The organism is Halomonas sp. C10-5 (assembly GCF_057169305.1).
The window spans coordinates 2,904,275-2,918,504 of the sequence record NZ_CP175665.1 but is presented as its reverse complement, the minus strand read 5'-3'; the positions used below and the strand labels follow the sequence as shown (position 1 = coordinate 2,918,504).

The following is a 14,230-nucleotide window of genomic DNA, read 5'->3' as shown; positions in this document are numbered from 1 at the left end:
CGGTCCGGCGCTCCGGGGCCTTCCCCCGGATCAGCTCCGAGCGGGTTTGGTGCTGGTTGGCTCTGTACCCTTGGTAACATTGTCGGGATAATGCCTACGATTGCCGATTCGCCACCCAGGAGCCCTTCATGCCGTTCCAGTTCGAGGAGCACGATCCCGAGTCCTACCGCCGCAAGGGGCGGCTGATCAGCCTGGCCATGGCCGGCCAGCTGATCGTCTTCGGGTTGGTGTTCGCCCAACTGCTGCAGGCCGCCTTCGATGGCGGCTTCTGGCTCAACGTGCTGGGCGTGGTGTTGGGACTGGTGGCAACCAGCCTGGTGTTTGCGGCCCTGCGTGAGCGTCCCTGGATGGCCGAGGTGCGTTACGCCTGGCAGCTCAAGCACCACCTCTCCCGGGTCAGCGGCTACCTGCCGGCGCTGCGCCGTGGCATGGCGGAGGACAACGCTACCGCCCTGAACCTGCTCGCCTTCTACCATCAGGGCATGGCCCAGCTCGCCGAACTCAACGGGCGCACCCTGGATGACGACGCCGAGCTGCTTGCCGAGCGCGAGGTGGTACGGGTGGCCCGCCGCGAGCAAGGCCTGCCCGAGCGCGTCGATGGCCTGGACCCCCACGACCTGGCGGCCTTCCGCAGGGGCTGAGACTTCGCCACTCCCCTCGGGGGCCCCCTCCGGGATCGCCGGGCGTTTCATCGCCCTGTCACCTTGCTCGCCTAGCCTGACCTCGTCCTGGAGGCGTCTTCACGCCTCTCCCCCATCCGACGAGGAGTCTCCCATGAGCAAGGAAATCGAGGATCATCGCGTCCTTAACCCGGGCACCAATGAGCCCTTTGCCTCCGTTCTCGAGCGCCATGTCTCGCGGCGTAGCGTGATGCGTGGCGGCCTGGGGCTGGCCGCCGCCTCGATGCTGGGTTTCGGCGGTGCCGCCCAGGCGTTGGCAGCGAGCACTAACCAGAAGAAGACGCCGCTTAGCCTGGCCTTCGAGTCGATCGCCGGTTCACGCAGCGATGCCGTGGTGGTGCCGCCGGGCTATACCGCTCAAGTGCTGGTGCCCTGGGGCACGCCGCTCTCAGGTGAGGCATCGGATTGGAGCAGCGATATCGCCATGACTGCCGAGCGCCAGGCGCAAAGCGTGGGCATGCATCACGATGGCATGCACGGCTTCCCGTTGGACGCGGAAAGCGCCTCACGCCGCTTCGTGCTGGCGCTCAACAACGAGTACATCGACCAGCAGGCGCTGTGGGCACCCCAGGGCGGCCCCACCAATGCCGAGGAGGGGGCTCGCCCCGCCGAGGAGTCGCGCACCGAGATCAACGCCCACGGCGTGACCCTGGTGGAGGTGAAGCGGGGTGACGATGGTCGCTGGAGCCATGTGCAGGGCTCGCCTTACAACCGCCGCTTCACCAGCGCGACCGAGATGGAGCTGGCCGGCCCGGTCGCCGGCAGCGACTACGTGAGGACCAAGTTCTCGCCGGAGGGGCTCCTCACCCGCGGTACCAACAACAACTGCGGCAACGGCTTCACCCCCTGGGGCACCTACCTGGCCTGCGAAGAGAACTGGCCCAACATCTTCGTCAACACCGGCGAGCGTTTCGCCGACGACGCTCGCATCGGCATTCCCACCGAGCGTGGCCGTTACGGCTGGGAGACCTCAGCAGGCGACCCTTCCGAGCAGAATGACGAGTTTGCGCGCTTCGATATCACGCCGCGCGGTGCCGACGCTGGCCAGGACTACCGCAACGAAGCCCGCACCTTCGGCTACCAGGTGGAAATCGACCCCTACGATGGCAGCCGCCGTGCCGTGAAGCGTACCGCCCTGGGTCGCTTCCGCCACGAGGGCTGCTGGCTGGGCAAGCTCGAGCCCGGCAAGCCGGTGGTCTTCTACTCCGGCCACGACGCTCGCAACGAGTATATCTACAAGTTCGTCTCCGCTGCCGCCTGGGATCCGGCCGATGCCAACCGCCCCGGTGCCAACTTCGATCGTCTGGCGATCGGCGCCAAGTACCTGGACGAGGGTACCCTCTACGTGGCGCGCTTCGATGCCGATGGCAGCGGTGAGTGGCTGCCCCTGACCCCGCAGGCACGGACCACCGATGGCCGTCGTCTCCACCAGGCCCTGGGGCTGGCTGCCGACGACCAGGCGGGCATCATCATCAACACCTGCGACGCCGCCGACCTGATGGGTGCCACGCCCATGGACCGCCCCGAGTGGGCCAGCGTCGACCCCGCCTCCGGCGATGTCTATATCACCCTGACCAACAACAGCAAACGCACCGAGGCGGGCAGCGAGGCGACCTATACCAACGAGGGGGGCGCCATCGATGAGCTCGGAGTGGGCTTTGCCACCGCACCAATCAACGAAGCCAACCCACGCCCCGACAACGGGGCCGGGCATATCATCCGCTGGCGTGAAGGCAGCGACGAAATGCGTTTCGTCTGGGAGGTCTTCGTCTTCGGCGCCGCCGCCACCGACGGCGACAACCGCTCGGGCCTGACCGAGGCCAATCAGTTCGCCAGCCCCGATGGCCTGTGGTTTGACGATCGTGGCGATGGCCAGGGCATCCTGTGGATCCAGACCGACAACGGCTATGAAGGAGTTGCCGAGCATACCAACGACCAGCTGCTGGCGGTGGTGCCGGGGGTTCTGGAGGGTGGAGTGGTCACGCCCGAGAACCAGCAGCATCTCAAGCGCTTCGCCGTGGGTCCCAATGGCTGCGAGGTCACCGGGATCTTTGCCACCCCGGACAAGACCGCGCTGTTCATCAACATCCAGCACCCGGGCAACTGGCCCGCCTCCGAGAATGCCACCGAGGCCGCAAGCGGCGATGTGCGCCCGCGGGCGTCCACCGTGGTGATCCAGAGACAGGATGGCGGCCAGATCGCCGTCTGACCCGGCTTCGCCGGGAGCTGTAAGCCGTAAGCTGTAAGAAAAACCGCCCCGGTAGCCTGGCTGCCGGGGCGGTTGCGTTCATGCTGTCTTCGAGCTTCCAGCGCCGGGCATAGCCCGGCGCTCGGTCAGGCCTTGGTGGCGTAGGCGTAGAGCAGTGTCTCCTGGGCGCTGATCGGTGCGGCGTCGCCGGGCTGCTGCTTGAGGTAGCTGCCGTCGGGCTGCAGCAGCCAGCTCTGGCAGTTGTCGACCAGGTAGGTCTCCAGGTCCTTGCGCACCCGTGCCGCCAGCTTCTTGTCGAGCAGCGGGAAGCAGGTCTCCACGCGGTGGAACATGTTGCGGGTCATGAAGTCGGCACTGGAGGCCCACACCTCCGGCTTGCCGCCATTGTGGAAGTAGAAGACCCGGGTGTGCTCCAGGAAGCGGCCCACGATCGAGCGCACCCGGATATTCTCCGATACCCCGGGGACGCCGGGGCGCAGGCAGCACTGGCCGCGGATGATCAGGTCGCACTCCACGCCGGCTTGGGACGCACGGTAGAGCGCCTGGATCAGCTTCGGCTCGGTCAGCGAGTTGCACTTGACGATCAGGTGGGCGCGCTTGCCCTTGCGAGCCTCCACCGCCTCGCGCTCGATCATCGCCACCAGCCCTTCGTGCAGGGTGAAGGGGGCATGCAGCAGCGTCTCGATGCGCCGCGCCCGGCCCATGCCGGAGAGTTGCTGGAAGACCTGGTGAACGTCCTCGCACAGGGTGGGGTTGGCGGTGAGCAGGCTGTAGTCGGTATAGAGCCGGGCGGTCTTGGAGTGGTAATTGCCGGTGCCGAGATGCGCATAGTGGCGCAGCTTGTCCTTCTCGCGGCGGACGATATGCATCATCTTGGCGTGGGTCTTGTAGGCCATCACGCCGTAGATGACGATGGCGCCGGCTTCCTGGAGCCGCGAGGCCAGCGACAGGTTGTCGGCCTCGTCGAAGCGCGCGCGCAGCTCGATCACCACCGTGACCTCCTTGCCGCCTCGCGCCGCCTCCACCAGCGAATTGACGATAGGCGAATCGGCGCCGGTGCGATAGAGGGTCTGCTTGATGGCCAGCACGCCCGGGTCCCGGGCGGCCTCGGAGAGCAGGTCCTCGACCGGCGCGAAGGACTGGAAAGGGTGGTGCAGCAGGACATCGCCAGCGGCGATGATATCGAACAGGCTTCCCCCCTTGTTGAGGTTCTTGGGGAAGCCGGGGGTGAAGGGGCGGTAGAACAGCTCGGGGCTGTCGACCTGGCCGAGCAGCGACATCATGCGGGTCAGGTTCACCGGGCCGTTGACGCGATAGAGGTCCTCCTCCTCCAGTTCGAACTGCTTGAGCAGGAAGGTGGCGAGCTCCTCCGGACAGGTGTCGACCACCTCCAGGCGCACACCGCTGCCGTAGCGCCGCGCCAGCAGTTCGCCGCGCAGCGCCGAGGCCAGATCGGAGACCTCTTCCGGGTCCACCGTCATGTCGGCATTGCGGGTCAGGCGGAACTGGTAGCAGCCGCGCACCGTCATCCCCGGGAACAGCTCCTCGGCGTGGGCATGGATCATCGAGGAGAGGAACACGGCCTCCGTGAAGCCCTCGTCACACAGCTCCGGGGGCATCGCGATCACCCGGGGCAGCGAGCGCGGTGCGGGTAGGATCGCCAGGCCGCCTTCGCGGCCGAAGGCGTCCTTGCCCTCGAGCTGGACGATGAAGTTGAGGCTCTTGTTGACCAGCCGCGGGAAGGGGTGGGAGGGATCCAGTCCGATGGGGCTGATCACCGGCATGATCTCTCCCTCGAAGTAGTCGCGTACCCAGGCGCGCTGGTCCTTGGTCCAGTCGCTGCGGCGCCGGAAACGCAGCCCCTTCTCGAGGAGCGCCGGCAGCAGCACCTCATTGAGGATCCGGTACTGGCGTTCGATCTGTTCGTGGGCGATCGTCGAGATCTCGCTGAGCACCGCCCGTGGCGAGCGGCCGTCGGCCCCGGTGCTGGCGTCGCCCAGGGCCAGCTGGTGCTTGAGTCCGGCGACCCGGATCTCGAAGAACTCGTCCAGGTTCGACGAGAAGATCAGCAGGAACATCAGCCGGTTGAGCAGCGGGTGCGACTCGTCCAGGGCCTGCTCGAGTACCCGGATATTGAACTGCAGGTGGGAGAGTTCGCGGTTGAAGTAGAGGGACGGGTCGCTCAGATCCGCGTCGGCCTGGGGCTTGGCCTTGGGCTTGATGCCGGCACGGGTCTGGTTGAGGCGCGGGGTCGGGATATCGACCCCGCTCTCCTCACCGATCGGGCCGCTCAGTTGCTGCGTCACGGCGGGGACATGTTCGGGACTGCGGTCTTCCATGGAGTTCTCTCCGCGTTTCCAGGGAGGGCGCGCAGTCCACTCCCTTGCTACTGGGTGAGCAGTCGTGCTGCCCGCTTGGCGAAATAGGTCAATACGCCGTCGGCGCCGGCACGCTTGAAGCACAGCAGTGATTCGAGGATCACGCCATCGGCATCCAGCCAGCCGTTCTCGAAGGCTGCCATGTGCATGGCGTATTCGCCGCTGACCTGGTAGGCGTAGGTCGGCGCCTTGAGCTCGTCCTTGACCCGGCGCACCACGTCCAGATAGGGCATGCCCGGCTTGATCATCACCATGTCGGCACCCTCGGCCAGGTCCATGGCCACCTCATGCAGCGCCTCGTCGCCGTTGGCCGGGTCCATCTGGTAGGTGCTCTTGTCCGCCTTGCCCAGGTTGGCGGCGGAGCCCACCGCGTCACGGAAGGGGCCGTAGTAGCGCGAAGCGTACTTGGCGCTGTAGGCCATGATGCGGGTGTTGACCAGCTGCTCCTGCTCCAGCACCCGGCGGATCTCGCCGATGCGGCCATCCATCATGTCCGAGGGAGCCACCACGTCGGCCCCGGCCTCGGCGTGGGAGAGCGCCTGCTTGAGCAGGGTCTCCACGGTGCGGTCATTCTGCACATAGCCCTGCTCGTCGATGATGCCGTCCTGGCCGTGGCTGGTGTAGGGATCCAGCGCCACGTCGGTGATGATGCCGAGCTCGGGCAGGGCTTCCTTCAGGGCCCGCACGCTGCGCTGCACCAGGCCGTTGGCGTTGTAGGACTCCTCGGCCAGCTCGCTCTTCAGCGAGGCATCCACCACCGGGAACAGTGCAATGGCGGGGATGCCCAGCTCGACGGCCTCGCGGGCCTCATCGATCAGCAGGTCCAGCGACAGGCGCTCGACCCCCGGCATGGAGGGCACCGCCTCGCGCTGGCCCTCGCCCTCCAGCACGAAGACCGGCCAGATCAGGTCGGCCGGGGTCAGCACGTTCTCGCACATCAGGCGGCGCGAGAAGGCGTCGCGGCGCATGCGCCGCATGCGGGTGGCGGGGAACTGGCGTGGGGTCGTGAAGCTCAAGATCGTCTCTCCGGCTCTGGCGCCGCCGATGGTAGTCTGGCGGCCCTTGATGACAATGACGTGACAGCAGGGTGTCGGCTGTCCTCGAGTATATCAGTGTCGCATTGCGCCGAAAGTCTCGCCTTGTCGCACTCGAGGGATCGCTCTAGAGTGTGGAGCTCGATAACTGGTCCTGCCGTCGGCAGGCGAACCCTGCAAGGAGATAGGCATGAGCAAACAGGTGGCGGTGATCCTTTCGGGCTGCGGGGTCTACGATGGCTCCGAGATCTACGAGACCACCCTGACCCTGCTGCGGCTCGACCAGCTGGGCCTCGGCTATCGCTGCTTCGCGCCGGATATCGCCCAGCACCACGTCATCGACCACCTCAGCGGCGAGGTCGCGGAAGGTGATCCGCGCAACGTGCTGACCGAGTCGGCGCGCCTGGCGCGTGGCGAGATCCAGCCGCTGGGCGAGCTGGAGGCGGACGACTTCGACGCGGTGATCCTGCCCGGCGGCTTCGGCGCCGCCAAGAACTTCTCCAGCTTCGCAGAGGATGGCGCCGAGATGACGGTACTCGACGAGATCAAGGAGGCACTGGAAGGCTTTCACGAGGCCCGCAAGCCCATCGGCATGATGTGCATCAGCCCGGTAATGGTGCCACGCCTGCTGGGTCCAGGCATTGCCGTCACCATTGGCCAGGACCCCGGTGTTTCCGGCGCCATCAGCGCCATGGGTGGCCTGCACCGCAGCTGCGGCGTGGAGGACATCGTGGTGGACTTCGAGCATCGCGTGGTGACCACGCCGGCCTATATGCTCGCCACCCGCATCAGCGAGGCCGCCACCGGCATCTTCAAGCTGGTCGACCGGGTCGATGAGCTGATGGATCTCTAGCCGCGAAGCGGCTCAAGCCGGAAGCTGAAAGAGCGCCGCTTCGCGGCTGGAAGCTGGAAGAAAAACGCCCCCATGGCACTGTCATGGGGGCGTTTTCGATCAGGTTGGACTTCAAGCTTCAAGCTTCAAGCTTCAAGCTTTGGGCTTACGAGTCGTCTTCCGTCTCGCGCTGCTGCTTCTTGCGCCGGGCGAAGCGGCCGAAAAAGAGACCCACCTCGTAGAGCAGGTACATGGGGATCGCCAGCAGGCTCTGGGAGATCACGTCCGGCGGCGTCAGCAGCATGCCCACCACGAAGCAGCCCAGTACCACATAGGGGCGCTTCTTCGACAGGCTCTCCACCGTGGTGGCGCCGGAGGCGATCAGCAGGAAGGTGGCGATGGGGATCTCGAAGGCCACGCCGAAGGCGAAGAACAGCTTCAGCACGAAATTGAGGTAGGCGTTGATATCGGTCATCACCGTCACGTTCTCCGGCCCGGTCTGGGTGAAGAACTCGAACAGCAGTGGAAAGACCGCATAGTAGGCGAAGGCCGCACCGGCGTAGAACAGCATCACGCTGGAGGCCAGGATGGGGATGGCCAGCGCCTTCTCGTTGTCGTACAGGCCCGGGGCCACGAAGGCCCAGGCCTGGTGCAGCACGTAGGGTACGGCGATGAATACTGCCGTGACCAGGGTCAGCTTGAAGGGCGCCAGGAAGGGCGACGCCACCTCGGTGGCGATCATCTGCGAACCTTCCGGCAGCAGCGCCATCAGCGGCTGGGCCACGAAGGTATAGATGTCGTTGGCGAAGGCGTAGAGGCCGAGGAAGATCACCAGCACCGCCACCACCGCACGCAGCAGGCGCGAGCGCAGCTCGATCAGATGCTCGATCAGCGGGGCCTGGTGCTGTTCCGGGCCGTCACCGGGGTTGCTCATCGTTCAGGGGCGTCCTTGTCGACGGGGGAGGGCTCGGGCGTGGTGTCAGGCTGGGTGTCAGCCCCCTCGCGGGCGCGTGACAGGGCGTCATCCAGGCGCTGCTCGGGCGTCGCCGGCGGCGCATCCTGGCGGCGACTGCCTGCATCCCGGGAGCCGCGCTCGGGCTCGGCGATACCCTCGACGCCGCGCTTCACCTGGTTGACGCTGTCGTCCAGCTTCTTCTGCTGCTCGTCGAGTTTCTGGCGCAGCTCTTCCGCCTCCAGCTGAGCGCTGATCTCGCGCTGCATGCCGGAGACGGTTCGCTTGATCTTGCCGATCCACAGGCCCAGGGTGCGTGCCGCCTTGGGCAGCCGCTCCGGGCCGAGCACCAGCAGGCCTACCACGCCGAGCAGCAGGAGTTCGAGAAAGCCGATATCGAACATGGCGGTTTACTTGCGCTCTTCTTGTTCCTCGGGCTTTCGCTCGGCCTGGACGTCGTAGGTGTTGGTCTCATCCTTGTGGTCGACGCGGGCCTGGGTCTGCGCTTCGGTTTCCTCTTCCTCGGCCTTGTCGCCCTTCTCGTCCTCGTTCATCGCCTTCTTGAAGCCCTTCACGGCGCCACCCAGGTCGGTGCCGACGTTGCGCAGCTTCTTGGTGCCGAAGATCAGGATGATGATGCCGAGAACGATCAGCAGCTGCCAGATACTGATACCACCTAACATTAGCGCTTCCTCTGATTGGGGTTCCGGCTCACCCGGAACGGCCAGTGATGTTGTGTCCAGCGGACTATGGCTGGCGTGCAGCCTTCTCGTCGTGGCCGGAGATACCGAAGCGGCGGCCCAGCTCGTCGAGCACCGCTCCATGTTCGAGGCCGAGATGCGACAGCATCACCAGGCTATGAAACCACAGGTCGGCCGTTTCGGCGATCAACGCTTGGCGTTGGGCATCGCCGCCGCCTTCTGCGTCCTTCGCCGCGAGCAGGGTCTCGGTGGCCTCCTCGCCGACCTTCTCGAGTATCTTGTTCAGGCCCTTGTGATGCAAGGCGGCGACGTAGGAGTCGGAAGGATCGGCCTCGCGGCGTTGATCCAGGACAACCTGCAGCCGCTCGAGAATATCGCTCATCGATGACGTCTCCATGAAAAGGCGAGCATGAAACTGGGTCAGTGCCAGGCCAGCAGGGCCAGGCCGATGGCCGCGGCGGCCAACGCCGGCCAGGGCTGTCCGCCGGCCCACTCGGCCAGCGGCTGCCAGGCCACCGCCAGCACGACCAGCAGCAGTCCCAGCCGCAGCCGGCGGTGGCGCCGGCCCTGGTGAGCCAGATGGCGCTGGATGCCGCCGAGCGCCTCGCCCTGGTGGCGGCGCTGGCGCTTCTCCAGCTCGGCCTGGGACAGCACCTGATGGACCAGGGAGGGCAGCTCGGGAAGCTGGTGGCTGAGCTCCGGGGCCTGGCGCTTGAGCGAGGCCCAGAAGCCCTTCACCCCGGCGCGCTCTTCCATCCAGCGCTCCAGATAGGGCTTGGCGGTCTGCCACAGGTCCAGTTCCGGGTAGAGCTGGCGCCCCAGCCCCTCGATATTGAGCAGGGTCTTCTGAAGCAGCACCAGCTGCGGCTGCACCTCCATGTCGAAGCGCCGCGCGGTCTGGAACAGGCCCAGCAGTACCTGGCCGAAGGAGATGTCCTTGAGCGGCTTCTCGAGGATCGGTTCGCACACGGTACGAACTGCCGCAGCGAACTCGTTGGCCCGGGTATGCTCGCCGACCCAGCCCGATTCGATATGCAGCGCCGCCACCTCGTAGTAGTCCTGATGGAAGAAGGCCAGCAGGTTGCGGGCCAGGTAGTCCTGGTCCTCGCGAGTCAGGCTGCCGACGATGCCGCAGTCGATGCCGATATACTGCGGGTCGTGGGGGTGCTTGCGGGAGACGAAGATGTTGCCCGGATGCATGTCGGCATGGAAGAAGTTGTCGCGGAACACCTGGGTGAAGAAGATCTCTACCCCACGCTCGGCGAGCTTCTTGAGGTCGGTGCCCTGGGCCCGGAGGGCGGCGATATCGGCCACCGGCACGCCGTAGATGCGCTCCTGGACCATCACCCGGTGGCGGGTCAGCTCCCAGTGGATGCCCGGCACGTAGAGGTGGGCGGAGTCCTTGAAGTTGCGCTTGAGCTGGGAGGTGTTGGCCGCCTCCTTGTGCAGGTCGAGCTCGTCGAACAGGGTGGTCTCGTAGTCGCGCACGACCTCCACCGGACGCAGGCGGCGCGCCTCGGGCACGATGGTCAACAGGCGGGCGAAGCGGTAGAGCAGGGCCATGTCCTGACGCATCACCCGTTCGATGCCGGGGCGGATGATCTTGACCACCACCTCCTCGCCACCGTGCAGCCGGGCGCCGTGGACCTGGGCGATGGAGGCCGAGGCCAGGGGCTCGGCGTCGAAGCGCGCGAAGGCCTCGGCCACCGGCAGGCCCAGCTCCGCCTCCACCACGCCGCGGGCCTCGCTGCCGGGGAAGGGCGGCACCTGGTCCTGCAGGCGCTTGAGCTCGTCGGCCACGTCCTCGGGCAGCAGGTCGCGGCGGGTGGAGAGCACCTGGCCGAACTTGACGAAGATCGGCCCCAGCGACTCCAGGGCCAGGCGCAGGCGCTCGCCCCGGGAGCGCTCTCCTATGGGCACCAGGCGCAGTGGCGAGAGCTTGAACAGGAGACGCAGCGGCCAGGGCAGGCGCTCGTGGGGCAGCAAGGTATCGAGGCGGTAGCGGGTGATGACCCACAGGATGCGCAGCAGACGCAGCAGGATCATGGCGTCACCCTGTCCGCCAGACGCCGGTGCAGGCGGGCGAGGCGCGCCTCGAGGCGGTCGGAGGCCACTTCCAGCTCGGTCAGGTGGTCACGCAGCACCTCGAGTTGGGGGCGCCCCGGCAGCAGACGGGCCTCCTCGACCAGGTATTCGGAGAGGTCGGCACAGAACTCCTCGCGGGTGCGCAGACCGAAGCGGCCCAGGCGGCGCAGTCCCTCGGCCAGGCTGTGGGCGGGGATATCGCCGAGCCAGCGGGCCAGCTCGCCTTCCCAGTCCAGGTCGAGGTCGAGCAGCAGGTCGCGGGTCTCCTCCAGCAGCGGGATGCGGCCGCGAACCGCCAGCCGCCCCTGGAACATCAGCCGCTCCATCGAGGCGCCGCCCAGCAGGGCGCCGAGGGTCTCGGCGTCCAGCTCGACCACGGCATCATAGGCCTCCTCGGCCGGGTCGTCGGGGCGCAGCAGGTCGAGGCCGCCGCCATGGAAGTGGATGGCCAGTGCCAGCTCGGGGTGCTCGAGGCGCAGCAGCAGCCGCTGGCCGGCCAGCCGGGCCAGACGCGAGGGGGCAGCCGGGTCGCGGGCCAGCAGGCCGTTCAGGGTCCTCTCGGCAGCGGCGAGCAGCAGGGTCGGTGTCAACGCCATGCCCACCTCAGAGCTTGATGCCGCGGTGCAGGGCGACGATGCCCCCGGTCATGTTGGTGTACTCGACCCGCTCCAGGCCGGCCGCCTCCATCATCCCCTTGAGCGTCTCCTGATCGGGGTGCATGCGGATCGACTCGGCCAGGTAGCGGTAGCTGTCGGCATCGCTGGCCACCACCTGGCCGATGCGCGGTAGCAGGCGAAAGGAGTACTCATCGTAGGCCTTGGTCAGCAGGGGGTTGCCCGGCTTGGAGAACTCCAGCACCAGCAGACGGCCGCCGGGCTTGAGCACCCGGGCCATGGAGCGCAGCGCGGCATCCTTGTCGGTGACATTGCGCAGCCCGAAGGCGATGGTGATGCAGTCGAAGGTGTTGTCCGGGAAGGGCAGGCACTCGGCGTTGGCCTGGACATACTCGACATTGCCGCCCACGCCATGGTCGAGCAGCTTGTCACGACCGACGCGCAGCATCGACTCGTTGATATCGGCCAGTACCACGCGGCCGCGGGGGCCCACCAGGCGCGAGAACTTCAGCGTCAGGTCGCCGGTGCCGCCGGCGATATCGAGCACACTGTGGCCGGGGCGCACCCCGGCGCGCTCGATGGTCAGCCGCTTCCACAGGCGGTGTATGCCGAACGACATCAGGTCGTTCATGACGTCGTAGCGGGCCGCCACGGAGTGGAATACATCGGCTACCCGGGAGGCCTTCTCCTCGAGGGGCACTTCCTGATAGCCGAAATCGGTGGTCTGCTTGTCCCTGGAGCTGGGGTTGGCGCTCATGCGATGGGGCTCCCGAATCGCTGCATGGGAGAGGTCAAGGCCTCGGATGGGCGCCATTGTAGCCTCCCGCGGCGGCGATTGTCTTGACGCGGGTTACAGCTGCTTGATTTCTATGCCCAGCGGCTCGCGGCTGGCGCCGGCCGCTTCCAGGCGCTCCAGGTATTCGGCCCAGTTGGCCTCGCGATTGTCGATCAGCCACTTCAGATAGTCCCAACTGAACAGGCCGCTGTCGTGGCCGTCATCGAAGTGCAGCTTGAGGGCGTAGCGACCGGTGGGGGTGATGTCCTTGAGGCCGACGAACTTTTTGCCTACCTGCAGGGTCTCCTGGCCCTTGCCGTGGCCGCGCACCTCGGCTGAGGGGGAGAAGACTCGCAGGTATTCGATGGCGAGGCGGTAGCTCTGGCCATCGGCATAGCCGAGCTCCAGCTCGCGGGCCTGCTTGTGGTAGTGCACCTTGGTAGGAATTGGGGCTGGCATGGTTGGCGTCCGGATCTGGGCATTAGGGGACGCGGCTGACCCGGTGACAGGCCTTCGCGGAGGCGCTGTGAACCCATCCCTGGGCGCTACCGATGCCATCCCTGGCATAGGACCTCCGCTACGGCCTGTCCCCGGCGCCGCGGGCAGCCGCTGGGGGCATACTGTGCCCCGCGGCGTGCCGCTTGGTTACAGGATATACCGCGACAGGTCCTCGTCCATCGCCAGCTCGCCGAGCTGGGAATCCACGTAGGCGGCGTCGATCACCAGCGGGGTGCCGATGTCGCTGCCGCGGAAGGAGGCCTCCTCCAGCAGGCGTTCCATCACGGTGTGCAGGCGGCGCGCGCCGATATTCTCGGTGCCCTCGTTGACCTTCCAGGCGATCTCGGCGATGCGCTCGATGCCGTCGGCGGTGAACTCGATCTCCAGGCCCTCGGTGGCCAGCAGCGCCTGGTACTGCTTGGTCAGCGCCGCGGAGGGCTCGGTGAGGATGCGCTTGAAGTCGTCCGGGGTCAGGGCGTTGAGCTCGACACGGATCGGCAGGCGACCCTGCAGTTCCGGGATCAGGTCCGACGGGCGCGACAGGTGGAAGGCGCCGGAGGCGATGAACAGCACGTGGTCGGTCTTCACCATGCCGTACTTGGTGGAGACCGTGGAGCCCTCGATCAGCGGCAGCAGGTCGCGCTGCACGCCCTCGCGGGAGACCTCCCCACCGCTGGACTGGCCACCGCCCTTGCAGACCTTGTCGATCTCGTCGAGGAAGACGATGCCGTTCTGTTCCACCGACTCGATGGCGCGGGCCTTGATCTCCTCCTCGTTGACCAGCTTGCTGGCCTCCTCGTCACGCAGCAGGGCGAAGGCGTCCTTGACCGCCACCCGGCGGGTCTCGGTCTTCTGCTTGCCCATGCCGGAGAACAGGCTCTGCAGCTGGCTGGTCATCTCCTCCATGCCAGGCGGGGTCATGATGTCGACGTTGGGTCCCTGCTGGGAGACCTCGATATCGATCTCCTTGTCGTCGAGCTGCCCCTCGCGCAGCTTCTTGCGGAAGATCTGGCGCGTGGAGCTGTCCTGGCGGGGCTCCTCCTCCTGGCCGCGCGGCGGCGGCAGCAGGGCGTCGAGGATGCGCTCCTCGGCGGCGTCCTCGGCGCGATGGCCGACCTCTTCCTTGGCCTGCTCACGGACCAGCTTGATGGCGGCCTCGGTGAGGTCGCGCACGATCGACTCCACATCGCGGCCCACATAGCCCACCTCGGTGAACTTGGTGGCCTCGACCTTGATGAAGGGCGCGCGGGCCAGCTTGGCCAGGCGGCGGGCGATCTCGGTCTTGCCCACCCCGGTGGGGCCGATCATCAGGATGTTCTTGGGCGTCACTTCCTGGCGCAGGTCGCCCTCGAGCTGCATGCGCCGCCAGCGGTTGCGCAGGGCGATGGCCACGGCGCGCTTGGCGTCCTGCTGGCCGATGATGTACTGGTCCAGGGCGTGAACGATCTCGCGGGGGGTCATCTGGGTCATGG

14 protein-coding genes are annotated in these 14,230 nt (G+C 66.8%); 3 read left to right on the top strand and 11 right to left on the bottom strand.

What is annotated here, in order from left to right; all coding sequences use genetic code 11:
- Positions 1–128 precede the first annotated feature (128 nt).
- Both ACJ7IV_RS13590 and ACJ7IV_RS13585 read left to right on the top strand, forming a co-directional pair.
- Entirely contained in the window at positions 129–641 is a 513-nt protein-coding gene (locus ACJ7IV_RS13590; RefSeq protein ID WP_483864844.1) for a DUF3087 family protein, read from the top strand.
- Between the two features lie 133 nt (positions 642–774).
- Positions 775–2,889: a PhoX family protein gene (locus ACJ7IV_RS13585; protein ID WP_483864843.1), complete on the top strand. Its 2,115-nt coding sequence runs from the start codon at positions 775–777 to the stop codon at positions 2,887–2,889.
- A gap of 125 nt (positions 2,890–3,014) precedes the next feature.
- On the opposite strand, the gene ppk1 is transcribed toward ACJ7IV_RS13585, so the two are convergent.
- Entirely contained in the window at positions 3,015–5,228 is a 2,214-nt protein-coding gene (gene ppk1 / locus ACJ7IV_RS13580; protein WP_483864842.1) for a polyphosphate kinase 1, read from the bottom strand.
- Between the two features lie 47 nt (positions 5,229–5,275).
- Complete coding sequence (gene hemB / locus ACJ7IV_RS13575) at positions 5,276–6,283, bottom strand: porphobilinogen synthase (RefSeq protein ID WP_483864841.1); 1,008 nt, start codon at positions 6,281–6,283, stop codon at positions 5,276–5,278.
- Positions 6,284–6,491: 208 nt separating this feature from the next.
- Here hemB and elbB point away from each other — a divergent pair, with 208 nt between their 5' ends.
- On the top strand, positions 6,492–7,154 hold the full coding sequence (gene elbB, locus ACJ7IV_RS13570) for an isoprenoid biosynthesis glyoxalase ElbB (protein WP_483864840.1): 663 nt from the start codon (positions 6,492–6,494) through the stop codon (positions 7,152–7,154).
- A 145-nt stretch (positions 7,155–7,299) separates the two neighbouring features.
- Here the strand turns inward: elbB and tatC are convergent, their stop codons facing one another.
- The 9 genes from tatC to hslU all read right to left on the bottom strand — a co-directional run bounded on the left by tatC (position 7,300) and on the right by hslU (position 14,228).
- On the bottom strand, positions 7,300–8,067 hold the full coding sequence (tatC, locus tag ACJ7IV_RS13565; protein WP_483864839.1) for a twin-arginine translocase subunit TatC: 768 nt from the start codon (positions 8,065–8,067) through the stop codon (positions 7,300–7,302).
- A complete protein-coding gene (gene tatB / locus ACJ7IV_RS13560) occupies positions 8,064–8,489 on the bottom strand; it encodes a Sec-independent protein translocase protein TatB (protein WP_483864838.1) in 426 nt (141 codons plus the stop codon). Before tatB ends, tatC begins: the two co-directional genes overlap by 4 nt.
- A gap of 6 nt (positions 8,490–8,495) precedes the next feature.
- Complete coding sequence (tatA, locus tag ACJ7IV_RS13555) at positions 8,496–8,768, bottom strand: Sec-independent protein translocase subunit TatA (RefSeq protein ID WP_483864837.1); 273 nt, start codon at positions 8,766–8,768, stop codon at positions 8,496–8,498.
- A 64-nt stretch (positions 8,769–8,832) separates the two neighbouring features.
- Positions 8,833–9,168 (bottom strand): phosphoribosyl-ATP diphosphatase, encoded by a 336-nt coding sequence (locus ACJ7IV_RS13550; protein WP_161430081.1) that lies wholly within the window; start codon positions 9,166–9,168, stop codon positions 8,833–8,835.
- 38 nt (positions 9,169–9,206) lie between these two features.
- Positions 9,207–10,829, bottom strand: a complete 1,623-nt coding sequence (ubiB, locus tag ACJ7IV_RS13545; RefSeq protein WP_483866594.1) for a ubiquinone biosynthesis regulatory protein kinase UbiB — start codon at positions 10,827–10,829, stop codon at positions 9,207–9,209.
- Positions 10,829–11,467 carry a ubiquinone biosynthesis accessory factor UbiJ gene (locus ACJ7IV_RS13540; protein WP_483864836.1) on the bottom strand — a complete coding sequence of 213 codons (639 nt, stop codon included), beginning with the start codon at positions 11,465–11,467 and terminating at the stop codon, positions 10,829–10,831. The genes ubiB and ACJ7IV_RS13540 overlap by 1 nt, the downstream gene beginning before the upstream one ends.
- A gap of 7 nt (positions 11,468–11,474) precedes the next feature.
- On the bottom strand, positions 11,475–12,242 hold the full coding sequence (gene ubiE, locus ACJ7IV_RS13535) for a bifunctional demethylmenaquinone methyltransferase/2-methoxy-6-polyprenyl-1,4-benzoquinol methylase UbiE (protein ID WP_161430083.1): 768 nt from the start codon (positions 12,240–12,242) through the stop codon (positions 11,475–11,477).
- Between the two features lie 93 nt (positions 12,243–12,335).
- Complete coding sequence (locus ACJ7IV_RS13530) at positions 12,336–12,719, bottom strand: gamma-butyrobetaine hydroxylase-like domain-containing protein (RefSeq protein ID WP_213311310.1); 384 nt, start codon at positions 12,717–12,719, stop codon at positions 12,336–12,338.
- Between the two features lie 186 nt (positions 12,720–12,905).
- Positions 12,906–14,228: an ATP-dependent protease ATPase subunit HslU gene (gene hslU / locus ACJ7IV_RS13525; protein ID WP_483864835.1), complete on the bottom strand. Its 1,323-nt coding sequence runs from the start codon at positions 14,226–14,228 to the stop codon at positions 12,906–12,908.
- Positions 14,229–14,230: the final 2 nt, after the last annotated feature.